The sequence below is a fragment of the Kitasatospora sp. Ki12 genome (assembly GCF_054601375.1).
Map to the genome: position 1 here is coordinate 1,761,919 of NZ_BAAIHT010000002.1, position 26,563 is coordinate 1,788,481.

Here is a 26,563-nt window from a genome sequence, read left to right on the forward strand (position 1 = left end):
GCCTGGAGGGCGGTTCGAGGCCCATGGCCTGGATCCTGGAGCCGCCGTCAACCCGCCTGCCGGGCAAGCGCGTTGTCCGGAATTCGAACCCGGGTCGAAACGGCTCTGCCAGCCTCGCCGCCAACCGCACGGCCACCCCGGCCGACCGCGGGGACGTACCCGAGGACTGGGAGGAAGCATGAACACCGACACCGGGAGCGCGCACACCGACGAGCGGGTGCTGCGGATCGACTACGACGACAGCGGAGCGCACGTGGAGGACAGCGTGTTCCGGTCGATCATGGCCACGCTGCCCACCGGGGTCAGCGTCATCACCACGCTCGACGAGGAGGGCCGGCCGAAGGGGCTGACCTGCAGCGCGGTGTGCAGCGTCTCGGCCCGTCCGCCGCTGCTGCTGGCCTGCCTGGACAACCGCAGCACCGTGCTGACGGCGATCCTGGCGCGCGGCGGCTTCGTGGTGAACGTGCTGCGCGAGCGCGGCGAGGGGGTCTCCAACCTGTTCGCCTCCCGCAGCGGCGACCGCTTCGGGGCGACGCCGTGGCGGCCCAGCCCCGCGACCGGCCTGCCGTGGATCGAACGGCACGCGATCGCGCACGCGGACTGCCGGCTGGCCGGCGCCGTCCGGGCGGGCGACCACACGGTGCTGGTGGGCGCGGTCGTGGACGGCACCGCCCACCAGGGGCTCTCCACGCCGCTCATGTACTGGCGCAGCCAGTACGGGACGTGGCCCGCCCAGCCGGACGAGGCGTCGGCCGCGATCACCCTCGCCGCGGAAGGCTGACCCGCGCCTGCTGGAGCAGTCGCCGAAACTCTCGAACTTTGCACATCGTGCAATTTTTGCATTATCCGATGAGTATGCAACCTCTGCAGTTATTGCAGTCTGCGCCAAGATTGCATAGAGTGCAGTCGTGATGAGCGCATCGGACCAACGCAGAGAACGACAGAAGGCGGCCAAGAGACACGCGATCACCCTCACGGCCGTCCGGCTGGTCCTCGACAAGGGCCTCGACGCGATGACCGTCGAAGCCATCAGCGAGGCCGCCGACATCAGCCCCCGGACCTTCTTCAACTACTTCTCCACCAAGGACGAAGCCCTCCAGATGCGACCGTCCTGGTCGTCCGAGTCCCTGACGGCCCTCTTCGAGGCCCGCCCCGCCGACGAGCCGGTGTTCCGGTCGATGCGCGTGGTGGCCCAGGAGATCGCCGACTCGTTCGTCCCGGCCCGCGAGGAGTCCGAGCTCTGGCGCGAACTGTGGCGCCGGCACCCCGAACTCCTGGCCAAGCGCGGCTCGGGCGGCGAGGAGGAGATGTTCCGGAGTCTCATCCTCGCGGTCGCCGAGCGGGTCGGCGCCGACCCGATGAAGGACAGCTACCCGAGCGTCGTGGTCACCTCGGCGTTCTCGGTGATCCAGTGGGCGGTCCGCTTCTCCTGGATCAACCAGGACGGCCGGACCACGGCCAACCTCATCGACGAGGCCTTCGACCTGCTCGAGATCGGCCTCTGAGACCGCCGCACCCGATCGACCCGCGAGACCAGCACCACCCCAGCACCACAGCACCGCTCCCAACCGCTTGTCGGCACCATCCAGACCTCACGTACCCGTGACCAGCCGCACCAAGGAGCCACCCGTGCCACCAACAGCTGGCGACGCCGCCCGGAGTCCCCTGAGCCGCCGCCAACTGGTCGTCGTCATGACGGCCCTGTTACTGTCCATGTCCCTCGGAGCGCTGGACCAGACCGTGGTCGCCACCGCGCTGCCCGCGATCGTCGGGGATCTGCACGGCCTCAAGTACACCTCGTGGCTGTTCACCGCCTACATCCTCGCGTCGGGCATCTCCACGCCCATGTACGGGAAGCTCGCCGACCTCTACGGACGGCGCAAGCTCTACCTGTTCGCCCTGGTCGCCTTCCTCACCGGTTCGGCCCTGGCGGGCGCCGCCCAGTCGATCTTCCAGCTCATCGCCTTCCGGGCGATCCAGGGCGTGGGCGCCGGCGGCCTCATGGTGCTGACCCTGACGATCATCGCCGACATCGTGCCCACCCGTGAACGCGGCAAGTACATGGGCCTGTACGGCGCCGTGCTCGGCCTGTCCTCGGTGGCCGGGCCGCTGATCGGCGGGTACTTCGTCGACCACACCACCTGGCGCTGGGTCTTCTACATCAACCTGCCGCTCGGCCTGGTCGCGCTGGTCGTGGCCAGTACCGCGCTCAAGCTGCCGGTGCGCCACCGCGGCGGGAAGATCGACTACCCCGGGTTCGTCACCCTGGCCGGCGCGCTGACCTGCCTGGTGCTCGCCACCTCGTGGGGCGGCACCAAGTACGCCTGGTCCTCGACCACCATCCTCGGACTGTTCGCCGGCATGGCGGTCTGCATCGCCGCCTTCGTCGTCGCCGAACGGTACGCCCCCGACCCGTTGATCCCGCTACGGCTGTTCACCGTCCGCACGGTGGTGTTCGCCTGCCTGGCCAGCATGCTGGTCTTCACCGCGGTCAACGGCCTGGCCACCTTCATCCCGATGTTCCTCCAGCTGGTCACGGGCATCACCGCGACCAACACCGGCTTGCTGACCCTGCCGCTGATGGTCGGCCTGATGTTCTCGTCCGTGATCGGCGGCAACATGATCACCAAGACCGAGCGCTACAAGTGGTCCCCCATGCTGGGTGCCGTGATCGGCGCGCTCACCATGTTCCTGCTCTCCACGATGAACGAGCACACCGGCTGGTGGCTGCTCGCCGTTTACGTCACCATCCTCGGCGCCGGCCTCGGCCTGATGATGCAGCCCCTGGTGATCGCCGTGCAGGTCACCGTCGAACGCCGGGACCTCGGCGTCGGCACCGCGACCGCGGCGTTCTCCCAGCGCATCGGCGGCTCGATCGGCCTCGCCGCGCTCGGCGCCCTCTTCGCCCACCAGTACGAGCACGGTCTCGCCAAGCACCTGACGCCCGCCCAGGTCGCGGCCGTTCCGTCGGACGGCTCGGTGTCGCCGACGGTGGTCAACGCCCTCCCCGCGGCGGTCCGGGACGGCCTGCGACTGGCCTTCAGCGACGCCCTGACCGACGTCTTCTTCTGGCTCACCCCGGTCATGATCGGCGTGCTGATCCTCTCCGCCTTCCTCAAGAACGTCCACCTCGACCAGAGCGTCCCGCTGGGCGAGTTCGCCCACCTGGACCTCGACGAGGACGAGGAGGACGGCGAGAGCGGGCCCGGCGCCCCCGGCGACGGCCACGGCACCGCGACCGTCCATCCGATCGGAACGGCCGAGTTCCCGGCCCAACCCGGCGGCAGGGAAGGAGGATTGACGCAGCGTCACTCCTGACGCACCGTCAACTCCAGCAAGCCGGCCGCGGCGCGGTCGCACGGTGCCCCGCCCGTCACCCCCGTACGGGCGACCGCACAGCGACCGCGCCGCGCGCCATCTCTCTTCAGTGACATCGCCGGATACCCCGAAGGTGGGTGTCCGGCGCTCCATTGGGGGCAATCGCCTTGAGCGATCCCGGACAACGCTTCTAGGGTCCTGATCACAGGCCGGCCGCCACAAGGGGCCGGCCACCCGCGTTCATGAGGATTCAGCCGACCGGCGAGGAGCTTCCCATGGATTTCAAGGTACTGGGACCACTGGAGGTAAACCACCTGGGTTGTTCGCGGACCCCGAGTCCTCCGAAGACCCGACAGTTGCTGGCCCTGCTGCTCCTCAGGGTCAACCAGGTGGTGAGCCTCGACTCGATCATCACCGAGCTCTGGGACGACCGCCCGCCGAGGAGCGCGGTCACCACCGCGCAGACGTACATCTACCAGCTCCGCAAGGCCTTCGCCGCCGAGGTCGGCGAGGAGGCGGCCGGACACATGATCTCCACCGTCCTGCCCGGCTACGTGCTGCGGATCGACGAACGCCAGCTCGACGCCCCCCGGTTCGACCGGCTGGTCGAGGAGGCCCGGCTGCTCACCGAGGACGGCGAACCCCTGCGGGCCGCCGGACTCCTCGAGGACGCCCTGGCGATGTGGCGCGGCCCGGCCCTGTCCAACGTCACCTGCGGTCCGGTGCTGGCCAGTTACGCCACCCACCTGGAAGAACGGCGGATCAGCGCCCTGGAGGCCAGGGTCCGCACCGACATGGAACTCGGACGCCACCGCGAGCTCGTCGCCGAGCTCCAGACCCTGGTGTCCGCCTACCCCTTCAACGAGTGGTTCCACACCCAACTGATCCTCGCGCTGAACCGCTCGGGCCGGCGCGGCGACGCCCTGCACGCCTACCAGCGGGTGCGGCGCCTGCTCGGCGAGGAGCTCGGGCTCGACCCGTCCGCGGAACTCCAGCGCGTCCACCAGCAGGTGCTGCGGGTGGACGGGCCGGCGGTCCAGCGGGTGCCCGCCGTCTCCGGGGCGAGGAGAGGCTGATGACGATCCTCACCCCGCCCGCGCCGACCGCGCTGGACGTCGTCGCCGGGCACGACCTGACCGGGCGCACCGCCGTCGTCACCGGCGGCGCCTCGGGCATCGGCCTGGAGACCGTCCGCGCGCTCGCCCTGGCCGGCGCCCGGGTGGTCATCGGCGCCCGCGACCCCCGCGCCGCCGGGGCCGCCGCGGCCGACCTGCGCAAGAGCACCGGGAACCAGGCCGTCACCGTCGCCGCCCTGGACCTCGGCTCCCTGCGCTCGGTCCGCGAGTTCGCCGACGCCCTGCTCGAACAGCGCGACCCCGTCCACCTGTTGATCGCCAACGCCGGCGTCATGGGGCTGCCCCCCGGCCGCACCGCCGACGGCTTCGAGACCCACCTCGGCGTCAACCACCTCGGCCACTTCGCCCTCACCGTCCGGCTGTTGCCCGCCCTGCGCTCGGCCGGGCACGCCCGGGTCGTCGTGGTCGGCTCCAGCTCGCACCACCTGGGCGGACTCGACCTCGACGACCCGCACTTCGAGCACCGCCCGTACGACCCGTACCTCGCCTACGCCCAGTCCAAGACCGCCAACGCCCTGTTCGCCGTCGCCCTCACCGGCCGGCACCGGGCGGACGGCGTGCTCGCCAACACCGTCAGCCCCGGCGCCGCCCTCACCGGCCTCCAGCGCCACCTCAGTGCCGAGACCAAGCTGGCGGTGGGCCTGGTCGGGCCCGACGGCACGCCCAACCCGCGGCTGCGCACGGCCGCCCAGGGCGCGGCCACCCCGGTGTGGGCGGCGGTCGCCCCGGAACTGGCCGGGACCGGCGGGGCCTACCTCGAGGACTGCGCGCTCGCCGAACCGTGGGACGGCCAGGGCCCGCCCCGCGGCTACCTGCCGGAGGCGCTCGACCCGGAACGCGCCGCACGCCTCTGGGACGTCTCCGCCGCGCTGGTGGGCGTGGGCTGACCGACCCCGGGCCGGCCACCCCCGGCCCACCACACGGGCCCGGTCACCGCGGACCCGGTCACTGCGGACCGACCACCCCGGGTGACCCGCTCAACCAGCCGACCGCCGGCCCTCACCCCGACCGGGCGGCTCCGGGAGCCGGGCGAGCTCCCGGCTCAACCGCGACTCCACCGCGCTCAGGGGCACCTCCGGGCAGAGCCGCTCGGGGTGCCCCGGCGCGGGCCCGCGCAGCCGCCGCGGCTCCGGCACAGGTGCCGGGGCCGCGGCGGCCCGCGTGGCGGCCTCGTACATGTCCGCCCCGCCGAGCAGCTGCAACCCCGACCAGAGCCACCCCACCAGGGCACCCAGGCCCCTCAGAACCGTCCACAGAGCGATCACGCCCGCCTCCTGTCGGCCGTCCCGTCCAGCGCGGGGGCGGCCAGTGTTTCCGGACCGCTTCAAGCCGTCCTGGAGGATGCGGCGACTTTCCGGCGCCGGTGCGCCGCCCTCACACCGCGTCGGGCAGCTTGCCGATCAGCCGGCGCACGCTGTTGTCGCCGCCGAGATGCGGGAAGTGGGCCATCGCCGCGTCGCACAGCCGCAGGAGGTACTGCTTCTTCCCGGTCGCCGGCAGCCGGTGGAACTCGAAGCTCGGCCCCGCGTGCACGACCATCGGCAGGGAGCCGTGCACCTGGAGGGCGGCCATGGTCTCCGCCAGGGTGACGAGGATGCCCTGCATGGCCGACATGAAGGTCCGCTCGTAGTGGTAGCGCGGGCTGGTGGCGCCCGGCTTCACGTCGCCGCGCGAGGTCCGGTAGATGACGTCGAGCATGTGCAGCACGTAGCAGTACACCGCGTTGAAGAGGGTGTTGATGCTGGTGGCCGCCTCGTCCTCGCCGTACAGGCCGGCCTTCGGGTCCGTGGGCAGCGGCCGGACCGGGCCGATCGGTTCGACGCCGTCCGCGATCCGCTTGAACTTGATGTAGTGCGGCATCTCGTCCAGGCCGGGGAGTCCGCGCATCGCCTCCAGCAACCGCAGCCGGTAGCCCCGGCAATAGACCTCCAGGCACTGATATGGCGTCAATTTCGCCGCAGGATCGAGCAGTTCGTCGGCTTCCCGGATGATCCCGGCCGACTGCCCGGCCGACTGCCCGGCCAGGATCGCCCGTTGGAGCCGGCGCTGCGCCTCACCCGGCGCCGCCCCGCTAGCCACGGACCACCGCGCCCGCAGCCTGCCCGCCGCGGTCCGCTGTCGCGCCTTGTCCAGCTCGGCGAGCAGGTCCGGCAACGGCGGGATGCGGTCGTCCCATTCGAGCAGGGTCGGCACCGGACCGGTCAGCGAGGTCGCCAAGGTGTAGAGCTCCCACACGGGTTGGGCGACCGGCTGGTCGTGGGTGTCGATGACGTGGGTGCCCAGATCGGCGTGGCCGTGCACCCGGCTCTCGTTGATCGGACTGGCGCAGCTGCCGTTCCAGCGGCAGTTCTGGTCGCCCGGCACGGCCTGCTCCGCTTCCGACCCCGAGTAGCCGCAACCACCCTGCGCACGGCACTCGTTGGCGCCGTGACAGACGTGGAACACGGTGGCGCACTCGCCCATGCCGGCCATCTCGCCCGACGTGTCGCGGCCGTGGCCCTTGCACGCGTTCAGCCCCATGCAGACGTGCAGTTCCACCGCCTCCTGCAGCTCGGCGGGCTCGGTGCGCGCTGCCTCGTGTCGCCGCGTGCTGCTCCGAGGTGCGGCCGTGTCACATTCCCGCGCCGGGAGGGGTCAAGGCCTGTGAACCCGTCAGCCATCACCGACCCGAGGAAGCCACCGATGCCCGCAAGGACCCGCCACCCGCTCACCCGCGCCGCGTCCGTCGCCGCCCTGACCGCACTGTCGATCGCCGCCTCCGCCCTCCCCGCCGCGGCCGCCCCCGCCACCACCGTCGCCGCGCACCCGCAGCGCTGGTCGGGCGCGTGGTCCGCGCCGATGATGCGGCCCTCCGCCGCGCCCTGGTTCGCGACCTGGGCCGTAGCGGGCTTCGACCACCAGTCGGTGCGGCAGGTGGTGCGGCTCAGCGCGGGCGGCTCCCGGGTCCGGTTCCGGCTCTCCAACGCCTACGGCACCACCCCGCTTCGGCTGACCGGCGCCGACGTCGGCCGGGCCGCCGACGGCGCGGCCGTCCTCCCCGGCACGCTGCGCCCGCTGCGCTTCGACCACCGCGACTCGGTCACCGTGCCGCCCGGCGGAGAGGTCCTCAGCGACCCGGTCGCGCTCCCGGTGGCCGCCCTCGACCGCCTGGCGCTGACCCTCTACTTCGACGGCCCCACCGGCCCCGCCACCTACCACCAGGTCTCCATGACCACGACCTACCGCGCCGACGGCGACCACCGCGGCGACCCCGGCCCGGCCGCGTTCACCGACGCCGTCCGCCCCGGCTTCGGCTCCTGGTACTACCTGGACGGCATCGAGGTCACCGGCGGGCGGCCGGCCGGGAAGGCCGTGGTGGCCTTCGGCGAGTCCACCACGGACGGCTTCGGCGCCACCGTCGACGGCGACGACCGCTACCCCGACCTGCTCGCCGAACGGCTGACCGCCGCCGGCCTGCCCCACCCCGTGCTCAACGCCGGCATCGGCTCCAACAAGCTGCTCGCCGACTCCGCCTGCGCCGGGGACAGCGCCCTGTCCCGCTTCCGGCGCGACGTGCTCGACCAGCCGAACGTCGGCACGGTGATCGTCTCCCACGGCATGAACGACATCCTCCGCACCGGCGACCAGATCTGCGGCGTCGACCGCGACGACCCGCCCGTCACCCTCCAGCGACTGATCGACGCCCACCGCGCCCTCGTCCGCGCCGCCCACGCCCGCGGCGTCAAGGCCGTCGGCGCCACCCTGATGCCCTTCGGCGGCGCCCCCTTCTGGACCCCCGAGGCCGACCGGCTGCGCCGCGACCTCAACGACTGGATCCGCGGCTCGGGCACGTACGACGGGGTGGCCGACTTCGACCGGGCGATCGACCCCGACAGCACCGGCGCCATCCCGGACGGCTACCACAGCGGTGACCACCTCCACCCCAGCCCCCTCGGCTACCGGGCCGTCGCCGACAGCATCGACCTCGACGCCCTGAGCTGAACCGGACCGGCCCGACGGCGGCCGCCCGACCCGGGAGGCGGCGGCCGCCGCGGACCCCGATACTGGGGCCGCGACCCCCGCCCCCGGGAGGAACCATGGACCACGGCATCGGTGTACGGCTCGACCGCCCCTCCACCCAGGCGGTGGAGGCGGTCACCGCGGCGCTCAAGGACCAGGGCTTCGGCGCCCGGTCGACCCGCGACGTCCGGTCGACCCCGCGCGAGAAGCGCGGGAAGACCCCCGGCGCCGGCGACCCCGCGCTCGACACCCTCCGCGGACGAGGCGGCCGACCATGACCGGACCCGTCGTCGTCGGCTTCGACGGCTCCCCCGAGAGCGTCGCCGCCAGCACCTGGGCCGCCCACGAGGCGCAGCGCCGCGACTGCCCGCTGGAACTCCTCCAGGCCTGGCCGTGGCCGAAACGGGACACCACCGGCGGCGCGGGCACCCGCCAGCGCTCCGTCGAACTGCTCTCCGCCCGCGAAGCCGAACTGCGCGCCACCGTCGAGGTCCCGGTGACCTCCGTGCACGTCGCCGCCGCCCCCGCCGAAGCCCTGGAGGACGCCGCCGACCGGGCCGACCTGCTCGTGCTCGGCTCCCGCGGCCTCGGCGCCGTCCGCGGCTTCCTGGTCGGCTCGGTCAGCCAGGAGGTGCTGCGCCGGGCCGGCTGCCCCGTGGTGCTGGTCCGGGCCGGCGAGGAGGAACCGGACGGCCCCGTGCTGGTCGGCCTCGACCTCGCCCACCCGATGGACGACGTCCTCGCCTTCGCCTTCGAGGCCGCCGCCCGGCGCTCCGCCCCGCTGCGCGCCGTCCACGTCTGGTCGCCGCCGGTCGGCAGCGAGTACATGGCCTTCGACGCCATCGGCGGCCTGCAGACCGAACTCTCCTCCGTCGAGCGGACCCGCTTCACCGACCTCCTGGCCCCCTGGCTCGCCCGCCGCCCCGAAGTCGACGTGACCACCGACCTGATCCGCGGCAGCGCCACCGTCACCCTCGTCGACGCCGCCGCGGACGCCCGCCTGCTCGTCCTCGGCCGCCGCGTCCGCCGCACCCTCCTCGGCACCCACCTGGGCCCCGTCGCCCACGCCGCCATCCACCACGTCCACTGCCCCGTCGCCCTCGTCCCCCACGACTGAGCCCGCACCGGCCCCACCACGCCGGAGGCACCCGGCCCGCTTCGGGCCCGCCACGGCTACGTGCCCACCCCCCTCCCCGGGCCCGCCCCAGCCTCGGGCCCTGTCCCTCCCGGCCCGCCTGCCCTCGCCGCGGCCTCGGCCCCACCCCTCCTCGGGCCCCCGCGGCCACCCACCCCCTCCCGGCCCGTCTGCCCCACCCCTCATTGAGCCCGCCACAGCCTCGGGCCCCGCCCCGCCTTGGGCCCACCCCCTTCCAGCCCCGCCTGCCGCGCCCCGCCCCTCACCAGCGCCCGCCCCGGAACCCCGTCGGCGGTTCGCGTGGCCGGAACGGGGCTCACCCGGACAGACTGGCCGGGATGCCTCCGGCGGCGGGAGTGCGCAGGCTGCTGGCACGGACCGGGCCGCGCGGCGGCGACCGGCGGGGGACACGGCTCAGGGAGGACGACATCGACGGAACGCGGCAGGCCGGTCCGGCGGGCGGCGGGTCCGCGCGGGTGCTCGCGCGGTGCGCGCTGCTGGCGGCGGCCGGCGCCGTGGTGGTGCTGCTGCTCGCGCTGGGCGACGGGGGCCTGGAAGTGGTGGTGTTCGGCTTCCTGGAGCTGGTGGTCTGGGCGGCCGGTGTCTGGTGGTTCCTGGCGCACCGCGGTCCGGTGCGACTGATCGGGGCGTTCCTCGCGGTCGCGGCGCCCGTCGGCGTCGTGGTGCTGTTCGCCCGCCACGACCTGTGGCCGACGGCGCTGCTGCTGGTGTTCTGCTGGGGCGCGGCCCTGGCCCTGGGCCGGGCGGCGCTGCGCCGGGCGCGTCCGGCCAGGGCGGAACGGACGGCCTCCGCGCCGCGGCCCCGACAGCCGGTGCTGATCATGAACCCGAAGTCCGGCGGCGGGAAGGTCGGCCGTTTCGGGCTGGTCGAGCGGGCGGAGCGGCTCGGTGCCCGGGTGGTGCTGCTCGACCCGGAGGCTCCCGCCGATGTCGCCGAGCTCGCCCGCGAGGCGGTGGCCGACGGCGCGGACCTGCTCGGTGTCGCGGGCGGCGACGGCACGCAGGCCCTGGTCGCGGCGGTCGCGGCCGAGCACGGTCTGCCGTTCCTGGTGGTCTCCGCCGGCACCCGCAACCACTTCGCGATGGACCTCGGCCTCGACCGGGACGACCCTTCGCGCTGCCTGGACGCGTTGACCGACGGCGAGGAGCTGCGGGTCGACCTCGGCGAGGTCGCGGGCCGGGCCTTCGTCAACACCGTGTCCTTCGGGGTGTACGCGGACATCGTGCAGCGCCCCGAGTACCGCGACGACAAGGCGGGCACCATGCTCAACCTCCTGCCGGACCTGCTGGTCGGCGAGGGGGTGCGGCGGGTCGACGCCACGGTCGACGGCACCGCGCCCGCCTCGCTCTCGGCCCAGCAGGCGCTACTGGTCAGCAACAATCCGTACGGCTCCCCCGACGGCCTGGACGGCGGTGGCCGCCGGCCTCGGCTCGACAGCGGTGAACTGGGCGTGCTGGGCGTCCGGGTGGAGGGTGCGGCGCAGGCCGCGGACCTGGCCGTCCGGGGCTCGCAGTCGACCGGGCTGACCGTGCTGACCGCGCGGCGGGTCGAGGTGGCGTCCGGGGAGCGGGAGATCGCGGTGGCCGTGGACGGCGAGGCGTTGCGGATGCCCACACCGGTGGTCTGCACGATGCGCCCGGGGGCGCTGCGGGTGCTGGTGCCGCGCGACCGGCCTGGCGTCGCGTCGGCCACGCCCCGGGTGGACTGGCGGCAGCTGGCCACGCTGGCCTTCGGCCGCGGCGGACCGGAGCCGGCCGAGCGGGAGTCGACCGAACGGGAGCCGGCCGAGCGGGAGCCCGGGGGGCGGACCTGTGGCTGAGCGGAACATCCCCCCGGCGGGCGTCCTCGCCGATCTGCGGGCGGTCGACGGGGCGCTGTACGCGGCCGTGGCCGCCACCCCCACCCCGGCCCTGGACCCGGCCTTGCGCCGGCTGTCCCGCGCGGCCGACCGCTCGAAGATCTCGCTGACCGTCGCCGCGGGCCTGGCCCTGGTGCCCGGTCGGCCCCGGGAGGCGGCGGTGGTCGGGGTCACGGCCGTCGCGCTGGCCTCGGTGGCGGCGAACCTGTTCGGCAAGCGGATGGTCCACCGACGCAGGCCGGACCGGGAGCGTGCCCGGGTGATCGTGGCGCGGCAGGTGCCGATGCCGGAGTCGGCGTCCTTCCCGTCGGGGCACACGGCGTCGGCGACGGCCTTCGCGACGGCCGTCGGCGTGGTGCTGCCCGTGGCGGCGGCGCCGCTCGGGGCGCTGGCGGTGGCGGTCGGCTACTCCCGGGTCCACACGGGTGTGCACTACCCGGGCGATGTCGCGGCGGGCGCGGTCCTCGGTTTCGCGGCGGCGGTGGCGGCGCTGGCCGTCGTGCACGTTCCGCTGCGGCTCGCCGACCGGTGACCGGCCCGGTGAACGGCCCGGCGAGCGGTTCGGTGCTCTCCCCGCGCGTCGGCCGGTACGGTCAGCCGCCCAGCGGTGCGGGCAGCGGCCGGGAGTGCAGGATGTCCAGCCGCGAGACGGCCCGGGTCACCACGACGTAGAGCCGGTGGAGGCCGCGCGGTTCGGCTTCGACGATCTCGGCCGGCTCCAGGACGACCACGTGGTCGTACTCCAGGCCCTTGACGAGCGTGGCGGGCAGCACGCTCACCCGGGCCGTGGTGCCGACCTGCTCGGCCGTGGCCGGCTCGATGCCGGCGGCGCGCAGGGCCTCGGTGGTCCGCGCCACCGTGCCGTCCGCCGTGATCACCGCGATCGAGCCCTCGCGCTCCAGCGCCGTCCGCACCGCCGTCACCGCGGCGCCGCCCAGGCCCGCCGCGCCACCCCCGTCGACCCCGTCGCCACCGCCGCCCGGCCCCGCCCCGTCGACCCGCCGCACCGTCAACTCGCCGTCCCTTCGCAGCGAGACGGCCTGCGGCACGTCCACGTCCAGCGCCCCGAGCACCGTGTTCGCGAGCGCCATCACCGCGGCCGGGACGCGGAAGCCGGTGGTCAGCGGCACCACGGCGGCTTCCGGCTTGCCGAGGTGGGCGAGCTGCTCGGGCCAGCTGCGGGCGGCCCACGGCGCGGTGGCCTGGGCGAGGTCGCCGAGGACGGTGAGGGAGCCGAAGGCGCTGCGCCGGGCGATCGCCCGGCACTGCATCGGGGAGAGGTCCTGCGCCTCGTCGACGACGACGTGGCCGAAGCCGGCCGGGCGCTCGATCAGGCCGGCCACCTCGTCGAGGAGCATCAGGTCGTGCTCGGACCACTTCGCGCTCTTCTCCGAGCGCGGCGGCCGGCGCCACAGGACCGCCGCCTGCTCCTCGGGGGTCAGCACCCCGTCGGCGGCCTCGGCGAGCACGGCTGGGTCGCCGAGCAGCGCGGTGACCACGGCTTCGGGCCGCAGGGTGGGCCAGGCGGCTTCCAGGAAGGCCGCGACCGGTTTGCAGCGGCCGGTCTTCCGCGTCCAGGCGCCGGGCATCACGCCGGCCCGCCGCTCGGCCTGGTCCTGCAGCTCGGCGACCACGCGGGTGCGCAGGCTCTCCCGTCCGACCGCGTACGGGGGCGCCTGCTCGCGCAGTTCGGCGACCAGCCGGTCGAGCCGGTCCGGCGACACCCGCCAGCGGTAGGAACCGTCGGGCACGACGAGCGGCTCCGAGCCTTCCGCCCTGATCCGCCCGTAGAGCGCCCGGCGCAGTACGGTCGCCATCCGCGCGTCCTGTTTGACCGCGGAGGCCCGGTCGTCGTCGGTCGCGGTGACCGGTCGGCCGGCGACGAGGTCCTCGACGGTGCACTGGGTGACGTCGATCTCGCCGAGCGCGGGCAGGACTTCGGCGATGTAGCGGAGGAAGGTGCGGTTGGGGCCGATCACCAGCAGGCCGCCGCGCCGGATCCGCTGCGGGAAGCTGTAGAGCAGGTACGCGGCGCGGTGCAGGCCGACGGCGGTCTTGCCGCTGCCGGGGGCGCCCTGCACGCAGACGGACTCGCTCAGCCCGCCCCGCACCAGCTCGTCCTGCTCCGGCTGGATGGTGGCGACGATGTCCCGCATCGGGCCGGTGCGTGGCCGTTCGATCTCGGCGGCGAGGATGCCGCCCGGGCCGTTCCCGCCCCGACCGCCGCCCGCCGCGCCTGCCCCGGGGCCGGCGTCCGGTCCGGCCCCGGCCCCGGCCCCGGCACCGGCCCCGGCAGCATCGAGGGGCTCGTCCTCCAGTCCGGTGAGCTCCTCGGGCCGGCCGAGACTCCACGGTGCCCAGCCGAACCGGCGGCGGCGCGCGAGCCCGTGCGGTGCGTGGGCGCTCGCCTGGTAGAACGCCCGGGAGACCGGGGCCCGCCAGTCGACGACCAGCGGCGGCACCGTCGGGTCCTCGGAGATCCGCTGGCGGCCCACGTAGTAGCGCTGCCGTCGGTGGTCCCCGGCCTCGGCCGTGTCGGCGAAGTCGAGCCGGCCGAAGAAGGACGGGCTCTCCGGCAGCTCCTTCATCCGCTTGGCGCGCGTGCGCAGGTACCGGCCGAGCGCCTCCGCGCTGGCACCGTCGCCGGAGACGTCCTCTCCGGCGACAACCTGGTGGCCCGCGTCCTCGACCTGCCGGGCCATCGCCGCCCGGCAGGTCTCGACGTAGGCCCGCTCCCGGCGCAGCTCGTCGTCGAGCGGCCGGGCTTCCGGCACCGCCTGATGGGCTTCCGAGGTCATCATCCGCATCCCTTCCCTCGCAACGGGATCACCGTGTGGCTCACCATCCAGCATAACTGAACCTAGTAAAAAATCTAACTCGGTTATGCTTTTTGGGATGGCGGTGACCGCCGAGAGGGACGCGGACCCGTCGGTTCAGGACACCAGGGGCGCCTCCGCCAGCTCGGTCAGCGTGACGGTGCAGAGCCCGCCGCGCTCCGCCCGGACGTCCGTGACCTCCAGCTGCGTGCCAGGCAGCAGGATGAACTCCTCCTCGCCGGTGAACGCCGAGAACTTCTGGATGCCCGCGGCCCGGGCGGGGCGCACCTCGAAGAGCGTCCGCCTGCCCCGGCTGCCGAGGAAGCCCTGCGCCACCCCGAGCTTGGAGGTGCAGGAGGAAACGCCCCACCACGTCACCGTCCGGCCGAGCGGGTACTGCCGGCGCAGGTCCAGCGAGACCCCCCGCCAGAGCGGCTCGGTGCGGACGGGCAGCCGCGACACCGCCGCGAACAGCAGCCGCAGGTACGGGAGGTACGGCACCAGCCGGGCACGGTCGGGCGACCGCAGGACGGCGTTGATCTCCCGGTAGAACGCCGACTCGCAGGTGTACAGGTACAGCGCGGCGATCTCGTCGGCGGACAGCGCGCTTGCCGCCTCGTCCGCCCGCCGCTTGCCGAACTCGTGCGACAGCGTGACGTGCCGGTCCAACCCGCGCAGCACCTCGGCGACCGGGGCCGCAGCCTCCCGGAAGCCCATCAGCGGGGTGTCGAACACACCGGTGATGGCGGGCAGGACGAGCCCCTCGTCCTTCACGCTCGCGAGGCGGTCCAGGTAGAGCTGGTGCAGCTCCATGGTGGAGGCGATGAAGGCGCCCATCCGCTCGGCCACCCCGCCGTCCGCCGCGCCGCCCCCGTCGGCCTGCGCGTTCCACCCGGCGCTGGGCAGCCAGTCGACCTCCTCGGCACCGAGCGCGGTGAGGGCCGAGTTCACCGTCGCGAAGTGCTCGCCGTCGCAGAAGATGTCGCCCTGGGCCGCCGGGTTGGCGTGGTCGATGTGCCGGACCTCGACCCCGGGGTACTTCTTCTGCAGCCGCAGCACGACGTTCTTCAGGCTGCGCGCGTGCGCGCCCCACCACGCGAAGACCACGTAGCGGTCCTCCTCGGCGGCCTGTTCCTTGGCCCGGAGGATCTCCTCGACGATCCGCTCGGCCACCGGCCGCCAGAACGCGGTGTGCTGGTCCGGCCCCATCGCGCCGTCACTGCTGGCGGTCAGCGCCGCGTTCAGCAGCAGCACGCCCTGGGTCAGCATCGCCTGGAACCACTCCGGCGGCTGGACCGTCTCCCGCTCCTTCAGCAGCGCCCGTATGTCGGCGATCGGCGTCTTCTTGGGGATGCCGTACTTCCACATCGCCGCCGCCTTGATGATGCAGCGGATGCTGACCACCCGGCCGAACTTGCTGTCCTTCCAGTCGTGGAAGGTGTTGTCGAACATCGCGATGCCGGTGGCGCTCTCCGGCCGCGGGTACGGGTTCTGACCGAAGACCACGACCTTCCACTTGTCCGGGGCGTGCGGCTTGAGCGCCTGGAAGGTCAGCTCGCGGACGGGGACGACGTCCGGGCCGCGGCCGGGGCCGATGAACGAGGCCGCGCCGGCCTGGGCCTCGATGACCGGCTTCAGCAGCGGAAGCCACGGCTCGCCGCCGCCCGCGAACAGCTCCGTGAGGGCGAGCGGGTCGTTCGGGTCGGGCTGGGTGGAGGAAGTGTCGACAGCGCTCATGGTGGTGCCCCAAGGTGAGAGGCGGCCCGACTGGTCGGGACCGTACGAATGGCAGACGAATGGCAACGGATGACGGACGGAGAGCAGGCGGAACGCAGATGACGTTCCGTCAGCTCCCCTGCCGGACACCACAGTCCTACCAGGCAGGACTGACAATCCGGCCCGCTCCGACGGTCCGCGCGGGACCCGGACGGATTGTCAGTGGCCCCCGCTAGCTTCGTCGGTGTCAGCAGGAACCGCACCGACCGACAGGAGCCCCGCCATGACCACGGACCGCGCGCACTCGCCGCTCAAGGTCGTGTTGACCGACCTCAACGCCACGGTGGTCGAGTCCTGGCGGGCGGCCTTCGCCGACACCCCCGGGGTGGAGATCCGGCACGCCTCGATCCTCACCGCCGAGGTCGACGCCTGGGTCAGCCCCACCAACGCCCGCGGCCGGATGGACGGCGGGACGGACGCGGCGATCAAGCGCCACCTGGGCGCCGGCATCCAGCTGCGGGTGCAGAAGGCGATCCGCGACGGGCACGCCGGCTCGCTCCCGGTCGGCAGCGCGGTGTGCGTCAGGTCCGGCGCCGTCAACCCGAAGTTCCTGATCTCGGCCCCGACGATGCGGACCTCCTCGCAGAACGTGAGCGAGACCTTGAACGTGGCACTGGCCTGCGCCGCCGCGTTCCAGGCCGTCCACCGGCAGAACGCGCTGGAGCCGGGCTCCATCCGTTCCGTCGCCCTGGTCGGCATGGGCGCCCAGACCGGCCGGGTGCCGGCCCGGGTCTGCGCCAACCTGATGTGGTCGGGCCTCACCCTCTTCGACGACCACCACTTCGAGGACGACGACGACCTGCGCGCCACCATCCTGGCCCAGCTGGACGACATCGAGCGGGCGCCCGCCACCCAGCGGGTCCGCATCTCCCCGCCCGCCCGCCGGAGTTCGCCGACCCGCCGGGCCTGACGACCGACCACAGCCCGCCCCGGGGCGCATCACCGCGCCGTCCCGGGCGGCACTGCGCCCGCTCGGTGGGCGGCACGCCCCCGCCGACCGGGGCCGCCCTCGCGGTCGCGGCGCCGGAGCGCGAGGAGGGCGGACCCGATCCGCCTCCTGCCGCAGCCCTGACAAACCTCCCCCGAGCCCACCCGGGCGGGTGTTGAATGGCCTTTCTGCAAACCATTTCAGCCACCTGTTGCCACCGGCTGGAACATCGGAAGGACGGCCTCCCATGCACCCGCCCCGCGATATCGCCTGGCACGAGGGCAGTTGGCTCAACCAGCCCGAGCGGGCGCGGACCGACGGCACCGACCTCCTGGTCACCGCCCGCGGCCGCAGCGATTTCTGGCGCACCACCAGCTACGGCTTCGTCCGCGACGACGGGCACGCGCTGCTCACCGCCTTCCCGGTCGGCAGCGCGACCGAGGTCACCTTCGTCGCCGACTTCGCCGCCCTGTACGACCAGGCCGGCCTGCTGATCCGGGTCGACCCGCAGACCTGGATCAAGGCCGGGGTCGAGATGAGCGACGGCCTCCCCCACCTGGGCGCGGTCGTCACCCGCGGCGTCTCGGACTGGTCGCTCGCCCCCGTCCCCGAATGGCACGGCAGAGAAGTCACCGTCAGAGCCAGCCGCAGCGGGGACGCCGTGACGGTCCGCGCCCGTTGCGAGGACAGCCCCTGGCGGATGGTCCGGCTGGCCCCGCTGCCGCCCGCCGCACCGGCGGCAGCCGGACCGTTCTGCGCCTCACCCGAACGGGACGGCCTGCAGGTCCGCTTCACCCGCTTCGCCCAGGGGCCGGCGGACATGACGCTGCACCTGGCGGACTGACCACCGCCCAACTCCGTGCTCAGCCTCCTCCGTCCACCGGAGCCGCCGCCGTGACCACCTTCCTCCTCGGCATCGACGCGGGCGGCAGCCGCACCCGCGCCGCCCTCCTCGACACCGCCGGAACCCTGCTCGGCCGGGGCGCGAGCGGCGGTGCCAACCCCGCGGGGCCGGACCAGGACGACACGGTCGCCACCCTGGCCGCCATCGCCTCGGCCGCGCTCGGTCACCGTGATCCGGCCCGGGTCGCGGCCTGTCTGATCGGCCTCGCCGGGTACCGCGCGCTGCCCGACCCGGACGGCTTCGCCCGGCGGGTCCGAACCGCGCTCGGCCTCCACTGCCCGGTCCGGCTCGTCCCGGACACCGTCCCGGCCCTGGCCTCCGGCGGCGTCACCGACGGCCGGGGCACCGTCCTGATCGCCGGCACGGGCACGATCTGCGTCCGCCTCGACGGCGACCGCACGCTCGCCCGCAGCGGCGGGCTCGGCTGGCTGCTCGGCGACGAGGGCGGCGGCTTCTGGCTCGGCCGGGAGGCGCTCCGGCACGCCCACGCCAGCCCCGACGGCCCGCTCGGCACCGCCGTCCGCACCCACTGCGCCGTCGACTCCCCCGACCCGCTGCTGCGCTGGGCCTACGCCGGCCCGCCGCGCCGGCTCGCCGACCTCGCCCCGCTGGTCACCCGACTGGCCACCGCCGGCGACACCGCCGCGCTCGCGATCGCCCGAACCGCCGCCGAGCACCTCGCCGCGCTGGTCCGCGCCACCGCCGTCACCGCCGAACCCCTGGTCCTCACCGGCTCGGTCGCCACCTCACCCGGCCCGATCCGCGACCACCTCCTCCGTCACCTCGCCGACCTCACCCCACAGCTGCCGACCACCGACGCGGCCACCGCCGCCGCCCTGCTCGCCGGACGCCGCGCCCACCGAACCGGCTGACCACCTGCCACCGCTACTCCAGCAGGCTTCCCATGTGCCCGTCGTCGATCCGTATCGGCCAGAAGTGCGTCTCCGACGCGAAGGCCTCCGGGTCCAGCACGCGCAGCGCGTCCTCCGCCGCAGCATCCAGCAGCGCCTGCGGGTCGAAGGCCGCCCAAGGTGCCGGGTCGGGCCGGCCGTCCCACCGGCGCCGGTCGGCGCGCAGGCGCTCGTACGACCAGAGCAGGTAGAGCATCGCCGAGAGGTCCTGGTGCAGGTAGGCGGCGGGGTCTCCGTCGTCGAACCAGCCCGGGAGCTCAAGGCGGCCGGTGGCACCGTCCAGCGCGACGGTGAGGTCGTACAGCCAGTCCCCCAGGGCCAGGAACTCGCCCTGGTAGGCCCGGTCGAGGTCCTCCGCGTCGCCGGGGTCCGACGGGTCCGAGTCGTCCGAGTGGTCCGAGCGGTCCGACCGGTCCGAGCAGTCGGACCAGTCATCGGGCTCATAGTCCTCCGGGAAGGTCTCCGCCATCGTCCGCAGCGGCCCCGCCGGATCGACCCGCAACACTCCCCGCGCGGAAACCGGCAGGCCGATCCCGGTGAGCAGCCGCCGGGTCGGGAGGTGGTCGAGCACCGCCGGCAGGTCGTCCTCGTGGAAGCGTCGGACGGTGCCCTCGGTGAGCGCCGCGAGTTCCTCGACCAGGGACGCGTCGATGGTGTACCGCAGGCCGCCGGGCTCGCCCTCCAGTGCTCCCCAGGCGAGCGCCCGGACCCGCATCGCCGTCTCCCAGTGCGCCGGCCGGCCGTCCGTCCGCCGGAACAGCTCCGGATCGGCCCGGTGCATCCGCTCCAGGGAGATCCTGGCGGCCTCGGCGACCGCCCCCGGCCCGCGCCGCTCGAACTCCTCCCGCGACCCGCCCTCCTCGCCTTCCCCGTCCTCCTCGTCATCCTCCGCGTCGTCCTCATCCGCCTCGTACGGCTCGGCGGCGCCGGCCGTGACGGCCTCGACCTCGATCATCAGCGCGACCAGGGACTCCAGACCACTGGCCAGCAAGTCCCGCCGCAGGGCCCCGTCCTTGTCCAGGCAGGCCAGGTAGATCTCCCCGGAGGCCCCGTCGAGCAGCACGTCCGCGAGGTTGTGGCCGAACGGGTCCTCGTAGCGCGCCTCGCCCAGCACGATCAGGCCTTCGGCCACCTCGCCGTCCTGGAGCCCGTCGTACCAGGTGGCGGCCGTCCGCAGGGGCTCGTACCAGGACGCCTCCAGGTCCAGGTGCGCGAACGAGCGGGGCAGGCCCCCGGCGGCCAGCCGCTCACGGCTCGGCCCGTGGGTGAGCCCGGCGGGCAGTTCCCTGATCAGCGTCGTCTCCACGCCTGTCTCGTCCACCGCTGTCTCGTCCACCGCGCCCCTCCTCCCCCGCCGATCCGACGGACGGTCCTGCTCCGACGCGACCGACCATAACCGACACCACTGACAACCGGCCCGGACGCCGGTACCGCCTCCCCCGACGCACCGTCAAGTCCTCACCATCCCGACGGAAAATGGCATGCACGCCACTAGCCAACCGTCCAGTAGCGCCCCTACCGTCGACTCCCCGTGGCTTCCGTGGCTTCGACGGAGGAGTCCGCCTTGCGCCTACGCCCCCACCCCCTCCGACGCCCCCTCCATTTCCGGGCGGCCGCCGCCCTCGCGTCGGCCCTGCTCATCACCGCCGCCCTGACCACCACCCCGACCGCGACCGCCGCCCCCACCGCGACGAACACCGCGCCGAACACCGCGAGCACCGCAACGACCACCGCCGCCGGCGACTACTGCGGCGGCCACTGCGCCGACATCCTGCCGCCCGGCGAGAACGGCAACGCCACCCTCGCCGACATCCTGCTCAACCGGATGTTCGGCACCCGCCCCGCCCACACCGACGACCAGCTCGGCCCGTACGCCGCGCTCGCCTCCGGCTACCCGGGCCTCACCGACGCCAAGCTGCGCGACTTCTTCAACGACGCCTCCTTCGGCGTCCCCGCCGACCAGGTCGCCAGCACCACCAGCCCGCGCCCGGACGTCACCATCGTGCGCGACAAGGCCAGCGGCGTCCCGCACATCACCGGCACCACCCGCTACGGCACCGAGTTCGGCGCGGGCTACGCCGCCGCCCAGGACCGCCTCTGGGTGATGGACCTCTTCCGGCACGTCGGGCGCGGCCAGCTCTCCGGCTTCGCGGGCGGCGCCGCCGCCAACCGCCAGCTGGAGCAGAGTTTCTGGCAGGCCGCGCCGTACACCGAGGCGGAGCTGCAGCAGCAGATCGACGCCATCGCCGCCCGCGGCGGCCGGGCCACCCAGGCGCTCGCCGACGCCACCGCCTACCTGGACGGCATCAACCAGTACGCCAAGGAGTCCTACAACGCACGCACCTTCCCCGGCGAATACGACCTGACCGGGCACATCGACCCGATCACCAACGCCGGGTCGATCGAGCCGTTCAAGCTGACCGACCTGGCCGCCCTCGCCTCCGTGGTCGGCGCCCTGTTCGGTTCCGGCGGCGGCAACGAACTCTCCTCCGCCCAGGTCAAGTCGGCCGCCGAGGCCCGCTACGGCAAGGACGCCGGAGACGCGCTCTGGAAGTCGCTGCGCGAGGCCGACGACCCGGAGGCCGTCCAGACCCTGCACGACGGGCAGAGCTTCCCGTACGCGACCGTGCCCGACCAGCCGCGGGGCGAGGCGCTGCCCGACCCCGGCTCGGTGGTGCCCGAACGGATGGTCTACGACGCCACCGGCTCGGCCGGCACCGCCGCCACCAAGGCCGACGGCGTCCTGCCCGGCAACCTGCTCACCGCCAAGCACGGCATGTCCAACGCCCTGCTGGTGTCCGGCGCGCACACCGACGACGGCCACCCGGTGGCCGTGTTCGGCCCGCAGACCGGCTACTTCGCCCCGCAGCTGCTGATGCTGGAGGAGATCCAGGGCCCCGGGATCAGCGCGCGCGGCGCGGCCTTCGCCGGCCTGAGCTTCTACGTGCAGCTCGGCCGAGGCCAGGACTACGCCTGGAGCGCCACCTCCGCCGGGCAGGACATCACCGACAGCTACGCCGTCCCGCTCTGCACCACCGACGGCTCACCGGTCACCACGGCCGCGAACGCCTACCTCTGGCACGGCCAGTGCCTGCCCTTCGACCGGCTGGAACGCAAGAACGCGTGGAGCCCCACCACCGCCGACTCCACCGCGGCCGGCTCCTACACCCTGGTGATGTACCGCTCGAAGTACGGCCTGGTCACCGCCCGCGGCACGGTCGGCGGCGCGCCCGTCGCCTTCACCTCGCTGCGCTCCACCTACCGCCACGAGGCCGACTCCATCATCGGTTTCCAGGAGCTCAACGACCCCGGCGCGGTGCACGACGCGGCGAGCTTCCAGCGGGCCGCGCAGGACGTCAACTACACCTTCAACTGGTTCTACGCCGACTCCCGCGACATCGCGTACTACAACTCCGGCAGCAACCCGGTGCGCGCCCCCGGGGTCGACGCCGGCCTGCCGGTGCTCGCCCAACCCGCCTACGAGTGGGCCGACTTCGACCCCGTCGCGAACACCGCCCGGTACACCCCGGCGGCCGAGCACCCGCAGTCCGTCGGCCAGGACTACTACATCTCCTGGAACAACAAGCAGGCGAACGGCTACACCTCGGCCGGCTTCGGCAACGGCTCGGTGCACCGCGGCAACCTGCTCGACGACCGGGTCAAGGCGCTGCTGCGCGGCGGCGGCAAGATCAGCCGGGTCGCGCTCACCCAGGCCATGGAGAGCGCCGCCCTGGCCGACCTGCGGGCCGAGGACGTGCTTCCCGAACTGATCCGGGTACTGCGCAGCGCGCCCGTCACCGACCCCGCCGCCCTCACCGCCCTTCAGCAGCTGGAGACCTGGCTCGCGAACGGCGCCCAGCGGAAGGAGACCTCGGCCGGCAGCCACACCTACGCGGACGCGACCGCGATCCGGGTGACGGACGCCTGGTGGCCGTTGGTCGCCGAGGGCGTCATGCGGCCGGGCCTGGGCGACCAGCTGTTCGGCGCGCTGACCGACGCGCTGCAGATCAACGAGTCGCCCTCGGGCGGGCAGACCGGTCCCGGCGGCGGCCCGGTGAGCGCCAACGAGGGTATCCCGCACAAGGGTTCAGCCTTCCAGTACGGCTGGTGGAGCTACCTGGACAAGGACCTCAGGTCCGTCCTCGGCGACCAGGTCAGGGGCCCGCTGGCCCGTCCGTTCTGCGGTGGCGGCGACCTCACCGCCTGCCGCGCCGTCCTGCTGGACACCCTCAAGCGCGCGGCCGCCCAGACCCCGGCCCAGGTCTACCCGGGCGACGCGGACTGCCCGGCCGGCGACCAGTGGTGTGCCGACAGCATCATCCAGCGCCCGCTGGGCGGTGTGACGGACGCCAAGACCACCTGGCAGAACCGCCCGACGTACCAGCAGGTGGTGCAGTTCCCCGCCCACCGCTGAGCCGTCGCAGGCAGCCCCCGCCGAATTGTCGGCGGGGGCTGCCATCATCACCGGCATGGACATAGAGACCCTGCTCCGCGACCTGGCCGACGAGCACATCGACGAGTCCCTCGGCGAGCGCCCGGAGGAGTTCCACCGCGCCGCCGATCTGACCGTCACCTCGGGGCTGGTCTTCAGCAGCCCCGACGCGCTGGAGTGGTTCACCTGCGACGACGTGCCCATCGGCACACACCCCGTGCACGTCGGCGTGGTCCGTCGGCAGGACAGCGAGAGCGGACGGGAGCTGGCGCTCGTCACCATGGCGCTGATCCCCTTCGCCGAGCCCGAGGCGATCGCCGAGGCCGAGTTCGAGGACGCCTTCGACGACTACCAGCCGCTCGGCCCCGACCTCGGCTTCCTCTGGGACGGCACCGCGATGGACGCCCTGCGCTTCGACGGCCCCCGCCCGGACGCTTTCCCGGACCTCGACGCCTTCGTGACGCTCGTCGAGGCAGAGCTCGCCACCGCCGACCCGACCGGCCGGACGCCCTCCTGGGTGGACGTCACGGTGGACGAACGCACCGGCGCGAACGTGCTGGCCTTCCCGGTGAACGCCGGAGGGGCGGACTGCTACGAGGGCCGCGACGCCGAAGGCCGCCTGGTCGCCCTACTGTTCACCGCCTCGTGACCACCGCCCGCCGGGTCAGGACGGCTTCGCCGGCCCGGCGGGCGCCACTCGGGCCCTCACCCCACGCTCGTCGTCCCGCAGGTAGCCGGCCTGGTCCCGCAAGCGCCTGCCCACCTTGAGGTACACCGTTCCGCTGTCGATCGTGGTCATCCGGTCGGAGGCGGCGTCGGCCAGCTCCACGACGGCCTCCACCAGCCCCGCCAGGGCGCCGAGCAGCGCCGCCTCCTCCGTAGCCGGCACCTTGTCCCGCCCGCCCTCGCGGGCCTTCGGCAGCGCGTTCTCACGCAGCTGCCGCCGCGCCTCGCCGACCGCTTCGACCATCGCCCGCACGCCGCTGTCCATCGCTCCCCCGGTTCCGTCCGAGTCCTCCGACCCGGTGAGTGTGCCCGTGCGCACGGGAATCACAAACCCCACCCGGTAGCATCCGAAACAGTTCTAGGCTGCTTACATGGCGACAGCAGACTCCCTCGCGACCGGACAACGCTCCCTCGGCGACCCCGACGTCGACTACCCGCTCTGGCCCCCGCTCACCGCGGGCTGCCCCCGGACGGGGACGGAGGAGATCTCCTACCCCGTCGAGGTCGACTACGCCTACGACAAGGTCGACCCGGCGAGCCTGTTCGCCCCCGCCCCCACCCGCGGCGGCCTGGAGCGCTGGGCCCCGCTGCTGCCGCCGCTGCACGCGCCGGGCCTGGGCGAGGGCGCCACCCCGCTGGTCGAGATCGAACCCGGGGTGTACGTCAAGGACGAGTCGCGCAACCCGACCTGGAGCCACAAGGACCGGCTGAACCGCTGCACCACCAGCGCCGCCGTGGGCGCCGGCGCCCCGGGCATCGCGGTGGCCTCCTCCGGCAACCACGGCGCCTCGGCCGCCGCCTACGCCGCCCGCGCCGGCCTGCCCTGCGTGGTGTTCACCGGCCCCGACGTCCCGCCGAACGTCGACGCCTTCCTCAACGCCTACGGCGCGGTGGTGCTCCCGGTGCCGTGGGAGGCCCGCTGGCCGCTGCTGCGCCAGGTGGTCGAGCGGCTGGGCCTGCACCCGGTCAGCAACCTGACCACCACCCACACCGGGCACGCCTACGGCCCCGAGGGCTACAAGACCGTCGCGTACGAGATCTACCAGGACGTCGGCGTGCCCAGCGCGGTGTTCGTCCCGACCGGGTACGGCGAACTGCTCTTCGGCGTCTGGAAGGGCTTCGCCGAGCTGCGCCGCCTGGGCCTCACCGACCGGGTGCCGCGGATCCACTCCTGCGAGGTGGCCGCCTCCGGCCCGCTGGCCCGGGCCATCGCGCTGGGCCTCCCGGCCGCCCACGTCACGGTCGGTCCGAGTGACGCCTACTCGATCGCCTCGCCGGTGAGCGGCTACCGAGGGGTGGTCGCGGTCCGGGAGAGCGGCGGCCGGGCCCTGACGCTGGACGACCGCAGCCTCGCCGAGGCCCAGCACGAGCTGTCCAGGGCGGGCCTGTGGACCGAGCTGTCCGCGGCCGCCGGCCTGGCCGGACTGCGCAGCCTCGGCGAGCCGGACCTCTCGGACGGCCCGGTGGTCTGCCTGTCGACGTCGAGCGGCTTCAAGGACCTGGGCGTCGGCACCCGCCGCACCGAACCCGTCGCCCCCGAGTGGGACGCCGTCCTCCACCGCCTGCGCGCCGCGGGGCTGGCCGCCTAGGGTCCGTCTTCGAGCCCCCGTCGTCCGCCCGCAGGCGGGGGCTCGAAGACGGGCCCTAGGGCGTGTCTGACAATTCGCGTCGGATCAGCGCGCGGCGTTGGGGTGCGTGCATCGCAAGGCGGAGGAGGGAGTCCATGCGGAGCATCGGCGACCGACGACAACGCGGCGAGGTGCGTGCCCCGGCGTCGCGCGCCCGGCGGGAATTGTCAGACACGCCCTAACCCTTCACCGCGTACCCCAGGTAGGTGACCAGTGGTCGGGCGGCCGGCGAGAGCACGAAGTCGACCAGCGGCGGGATCTCCTCGTCGGTGATCCGACCGGCGCGACGGGCCAGGACCGCCCGGACCAGGCCGAGAGGGTTCCGCGGCTTGAACTCGCGGACGTCCCGGTTGTGCAGGCCGTGCCGGGAGAGCGCGGCGGCGAGCTCGGCGGGTGGGCGCAGCCGGTCGGCGCTGTAGCGGCCGGGCGGCATGATCCGGGTCATCGGGACGGCCTGGAAGGCGCCGAGGTAGACCAGCCGGGAGAGCGGGGTACGGCTGACGGTGTCGTAGACCAGGGTGCCGCCGGGAGCGAGCACCCGGGCCGTCTGGGCGAGGACGTCGTCCAGACGGTCGGTCACCTCCAGCGTGTCGGCACCGTAGACGAGGTCGAACTCGTCATCGCCGAACGGGAGTTCCTCGGCCCGGGCGACCAGGTCGGTGATCGCGAGGCCGTCCCGCCGGTGTGCGGCCCGGGCGTGGCCGGTAGCCACCGGGGACGGGTCCACGGCCGTCACCCGGTAGCCGGACCGGGCGAGTCCGGCGGCGATCAGGCCGCGCCCGCCGCCGACCACCAGCGCGGCCCGGCCCTCGCCGCGCGGGGCGACCTCGCCCAGGTACTCCATCCGGACGGCCTGGAACGACAGGGCGCGGATGTGCCGACCGTCGATCGCCGCCGGGGACGCCGCATCGAGCTCGATGTGCGGGGTGGTGCCCATGCCGAACTCCCTCTGGACGCGCCGGATGCATTCGGGT

General features: G+C 73.8%; 23 protein-coding genes. 16 read left to right on the top strand and 7 right to left on the bottom strand.

Annotated features, from left to right (window positions below; all coding sequences use genetic code 11):
- Positions 1-178 precede the first annotated feature (178 nt).
- The 5 genes from ACYP53_RS25180 (at position 179) to ACYP53_RS25200 (ending at position 5,341) form a co-directional block, all read left to right on the top strand.
- The gene (locus ACYP53_RS25180) at positions 179-781 is read left to right on the top strand and encodes a flavin reductase family protein (RefSeq protein ID WP_189921121.1); all 603 of its coding nucleotides are present in this window, start codon (positions 179-181) and stop codon (positions 779-781) included.
- A gap of 130 nt (positions 782-911) precedes the next feature.
- The gene (locus ACYP53_RS25185; protein WP_189921123.1) at positions 912-1,505 is read left to right on the top strand and encodes a TetR/AcrR family transcriptional regulator; all 594 of its coding nucleotides are present in this window, start codon (positions 912-914) and stop codon (positions 1,503-1,505) included.
- Between the two features lie 124 nt (positions 1,506-1,629).
- Positions 1,630-3,318, top strand: a complete 1,689-nt coding sequence (locus ACYP53_RS25190) for an MDR family MFS transporter (RefSeq protein WP_459649066.1) — start codon at positions 1,630-1,632, stop codon at positions 3,316-3,318.
- A 275-nt stretch (positions 3,319-3,593) separates the two neighbouring features.
- Complete coding sequence (locus ACYP53_RS25195; RefSeq protein WP_268256617.1) at positions 3,594-4,394, top strand: AfsR/SARP family transcriptional regulator; 801 nt, start codon at positions 3,594-3,596, stop codon at positions 4,392-4,394.
- Entirely contained in the window at positions 4,394-5,341 is a 948-nt protein-coding gene (locus tag ACYP53_RS25200) for an SDR family NAD(P)-dependent oxidoreductase (protein WP_459649067.1), read from the top strand. Before ACYP53_RS25195 ends, ACYP53_RS25200 begins: the two co-directional genes overlap by 1 nt.
- Positions 5,342-5,431: 90 nt before the next feature.
- On the opposite strand, the gene ACYP53_RS25205 is transcribed toward ACYP53_RS25200, so the two are convergent.
- Both ACYP53_RS25205 and ACYP53_RS25210 read right to left on the bottom strand, forming a co-directional pair.
- Positions 5,432-5,719 carry a DUF6059 family protein gene (locus tag ACYP53_RS25205; RefSeq protein WP_459649068.1) on the bottom strand — a complete coding sequence of 96 codons (288 nt, stop codon included), beginning with the start codon at positions 5,717-5,719 and terminating at the stop codon, positions 5,432-5,434.
- A 109-nt stretch (positions 5,720-5,828) separates the two neighbouring features.
- Positions 5,829-6,992, bottom strand: a complete 1,164-nt coding sequence (locus ACYP53_RS25210) for a multinuclear nonheme iron-dependent oxidase (RefSeq protein WP_459649069.1) — start codon at positions 6,990-6,992, stop codon at positions 5,829-5,831.
- A gap of 144 nt (positions 6,993-7,136) precedes the next feature.
- On the opposite strand from ACYP53_RS25210, the gene ACYP53_RS25215 reads away from it, so the two are divergent.
- From ACYP53_RS25215 to ACYP53_RS25235, 5 genes are all read left to right on the top strand, one after another.
- Positions 7,137-8,435 (top strand): SGNH/GDSL hydrolase family protein, encoded by a 1,299-nt coding sequence (locus ACYP53_RS25215; RefSeq protein WP_459649070.1) that lies wholly within the window; start codon positions 7,137-7,139, stop codon positions 8,433-8,435.
- A gap of 95 nt (positions 8,436-8,530) precedes the next feature.
- Positions 8,531-8,731, top strand: a complete 201-nt coding sequence (locus tag ACYP53_RS25220) for a hypothetical protein (RefSeq protein WP_459649071.1) — start codon at positions 8,531-8,533, stop codon at positions 8,729-8,731.
- On the top strand, positions 8,728-9,570 hold the full coding sequence (locus ACYP53_RS25225; protein ID WP_459649072.1) for a universal stress protein: 843 nt from the start codon (positions 8,728-8,730) through the stop codon (positions 9,568-9,570). Before ACYP53_RS25220 ends, ACYP53_RS25225 begins: the two co-directional genes overlap by 4 nt.
- A 356-nt stretch (positions 9,571-9,926) precedes the next feature.
- Positions 9,927-11,429: a diacylglycerol/lipid kinase family protein gene (locus ACYP53_RS25230; protein WP_459649073.1), complete on the top strand. Its 1,503-nt coding sequence runs from the start codon at positions 9,927-9,929 to the stop codon at positions 11,427-11,429.
- Positions 11,422-12,000, top strand: a complete 579-nt coding sequence (locus ACYP53_RS25235; RefSeq protein ID WP_459649074.1) for a phosphatase PAP2 family protein — start codon at positions 11,422-11,424, stop codon at positions 11,998-12,000. The genes ACYP53_RS25230 and ACYP53_RS25235 overlap by 8 nt, the downstream gene beginning before the upstream one ends.
- Before the next feature lie 61 nt (positions 12,001-12,061).
- Here ACYP53_RS25235 and ACYP53_RS25240 read toward each other — a convergent pair whose 3' ends face one another.
- The gene (locus ACYP53_RS25240; RefSeq protein WP_459649075.1) at positions 12,062-14,269 is read right to left on the bottom strand and encodes a HelD family protein; all 2,208 of its coding nucleotides are present in this window, start codon (positions 14,267-14,269) and stop codon (positions 12,062-12,064) included.
- A 132-nt stretch (positions 14,270-14,401) separates the two neighbouring features.
- Positions 14,402-16,021, bottom strand: coding sequence for an ADP-ribosyltransferase domain-containing protein (locus ACYP53_RS25245; protein WP_459649076.1), 1,620 nt, complete (start codon positions 16,019-16,021; stop codon positions 14,402-14,404).
- A gap of 262 nt (positions 16,022-16,283) precedes the next feature.
- Here ACYP53_RS25245 and ACYP53_RS25250 point away from each other — a divergent pair, with 262 nt between their 5' ends.
- The 3 genes from ACYP53_RS25250 to ACYP53_RS25260 all read left to right on the top strand — a co-directional run bounded on the left by ACYP53_RS25250 (position 16,284) and on the right by ACYP53_RS25260 (position 18,764).
- Positions 16,284-16,970, top strand: coding sequence for a macro domain-containing protein (locus tag ACYP53_RS25250; RefSeq protein ID WP_459649077.1), 687 nt, complete (start codon positions 16,284-16,286; stop codon positions 16,968-16,970).
- A gap of 265 nt (positions 16,971-17,235) precedes the next feature.
- The gene (locus ACYP53_RS25255; RefSeq protein WP_189921146.1) at positions 17,236-17,832 is read left to right on the top strand and encodes a DUF1349 domain-containing protein; all 597 of its coding nucleotides are present in this window, start codon (positions 17,236-17,238) and stop codon (positions 17,830-17,832) included.
- A 50-nt stretch (positions 17,833-17,882) separates the two neighbouring features.
- Positions 17,883-18,764: an N-acetylglucosamine kinase gene (locus ACYP53_RS25260; RefSeq protein ID WP_459649078.1), complete on the top strand. Its 882-nt coding sequence runs from the start codon at positions 17,883-17,885 to the stop codon at positions 18,762-18,764.
- Between the two features lie 13 nt (positions 18,765-18,777).
- On the opposite strand, the gene ACYP53_RS25265 is transcribed toward ACYP53_RS25260, so the two are convergent.
- A complete protein-coding gene (locus tag ACYP53_RS25265; protein WP_459649079.1) occupies positions 18,778-20,139 on the bottom strand; it encodes an SUKH-4 family immunity protein in 1,362 nt (453 codons plus the stop codon).
- A 228-nt stretch (positions 20,140-20,367) separates the two neighbouring features.
- Here ACYP53_RS25265 and ACYP53_RS25270 point away from each other — a divergent pair, with 228 nt between their 5' ends.
- Together ACYP53_RS25270 and ACYP53_RS25275 are read left to right on the top strand one after the other, a co-directional pair.
- On the top strand, positions 20,368-23,217 hold the full coding sequence (locus tag ACYP53_RS25270; protein ID WP_459649080.1) for a penicillin acylase family protein: 2,850 nt from the start codon (positions 20,368-20,370) through the stop codon (positions 23,215-23,217).
- 55 nt (positions 23,218-23,272) lie between these two features.
- Positions 23,273-23,884 (top strand): hypothetical protein, encoded by a 612-nt coding sequence (locus ACYP53_RS25275; protein WP_459649081.1) that lies wholly within the window; start codon positions 23,273-23,275, stop codon positions 23,882-23,884.
- Positions 23,885-23,899: 15 nt separating this feature from the next.
- Here ACYP53_RS25275 and ACYP53_RS25280 read toward each other — a convergent pair whose 3' ends face one another.
- Positions 23,900-24,226, bottom strand: a complete 327-nt coding sequence (locus ACYP53_RS25280) for a hypothetical protein (RefSeq protein WP_459649082.1) — start codon at positions 24,224-24,226, stop codon at positions 23,900-23,902.
- 106 nt (positions 24,227-24,332) lie between these two features.
- Here ACYP53_RS25280 and ACYP53_RS25285 point away from each other — a divergent pair, with 106 nt between their 5' ends.
- Positions 24,333-25,550: a threonine synthase gene (locus tag ACYP53_RS25285; protein WP_459649083.1), complete on the top strand. Its 1,218-nt coding sequence runs from the start codon at positions 24,333-24,335 to the stop codon at positions 25,548-25,550.
- 217 nt (positions 25,551-25,767) lie between these two features.
- Here ACYP53_RS25285 and ACYP53_RS25290 read toward each other — a convergent pair whose 3' ends face one another.
- Positions 25,768-26,526 carry a class I SAM-dependent methyltransferase gene (locus ACYP53_RS25290; RefSeq protein ID WP_459649084.1) on the bottom strand — a complete coding sequence of 253 codons (759 nt, stop codon included), beginning with the start codon at positions 26,524-26,526 and terminating at the stop codon, positions 25,768-25,770.
- Positions 26,527-26,563 lie beyond the last annotated feature (37 nt).

Excerpts from the sequence above, each read along its gene's own strand:
- ACYP53_RS25280 (WP_459649082.1), bottom strand. The coding sequence starts at position 24,226 with ATGGACAGCGGCGTGCGGGCGATGGTCGAAGCGGTCGGCGAGGCGCGG.
- ACYP53_RS25275 (WP_459649081.1), top strand. The coding sequence starts at position 23,273 with ATGGACATAGAGACCCTGCTCCGCGACCTGGCCGACGAGCACATCGAC.
- ACYP53_RS25255 (WP_189921146.1), top strand. The coding sequence starts at position 17,236 with ATGCACCCGCCCCGCGATATCGCCTGGCACGAGGGCAGTTGGCTCAAC.
- ACYP53_RS25245 (WP_459649076.1), bottom strand. The coding sequence starts at position 16,021 with ATGAGCGCTGTCGACACTTCCTCCACCCAGCCCGACCCGAACGACCCG.
- ACYP53_RS25240 (WP_459649075.1), bottom strand. The coding sequence starts at position 14,269 with ATGATGACCTCGGAAGCCCATCAGGCGGTGCCGGAAGCCCGGCCGCTC.
- ACYP53_RS25215 (WP_459649070.1), top strand. The coding sequence starts at position 7,137 with ATGCCCGCAAGGACCCGCCACCCGCTCACCCGCGCCGCGTCCGTCGCC.
- ACYP53_RS25290 (WP_459649084.1), bottom strand. The coding sequence starts at position 26,526 with ATGGGCACCACCCCGCACATCGAGCTCGATGCGGCGTCCCCGGCGGCG.
- ACYP53_RS25180 (WP_189921121.1), top strand. The coding sequence starts at position 179 with ATGAACACCGACACCGGGAGCGCGCACACCGACGAGCGGGTGCTGCGG.
- ACYP53_RS25230 (WP_459649073.1), top strand. The coding sequence starts at position 9,927 with ATGCCTCCGGCGGCGGGAGTGCGCAGGCTGCTGGCACGGACCGGGCCG.
- ACYP53_RS25195 (WP_268256617.1), top strand. The coding sequence starts at position 3,594 with ATGGATTTCAAGGTACTGGGACCACTGGAGGTAAACCACCTGGGTTGT.
- ACYP53_RS25200 (WP_459649067.1), top strand. The coding sequence starts at position 4,394 with ATGACGATCCTCACCCCGCCCGCGCCGACCGCGCTGGACGTCGTCGCC.
- ACYP53_RS25220 (WP_459649071.1), top strand. The coding sequence starts at position 8,531 with ATGGACCACGGCATCGGTGTACGGCTCGACCGCCCCTCCACCCAGGCG.
- ACYP53_RS25185 (WP_189921123.1), top strand. The coding sequence starts at position 912 with ATGAGCGCATCGGACCAACGCAGAGAACGACAGAAGGCGGCCAAGAGA.
- ACYP53_RS25285 (WP_459649083.1), top strand. The coding sequence starts at position 24,333 with ATGGCGACAGCAGACTCCCTCGCGACCGGACAACGCTCCCTCGGCGAC.
- ACYP53_RS25225 (WP_459649072.1), top strand. The coding sequence starts at position 8,728 with ATGACCGGACCCGTCGTCGTCGGCTTCGACGGCTCCCCCGAGAGCGTC.
- ACYP53_RS25250 (WP_459649077.1), top strand. The coding sequence starts at position 16,284 with ATGACCACGGACCGCGCGCACTCGCCGCTCAAGGTCGTGTTGACCGAC.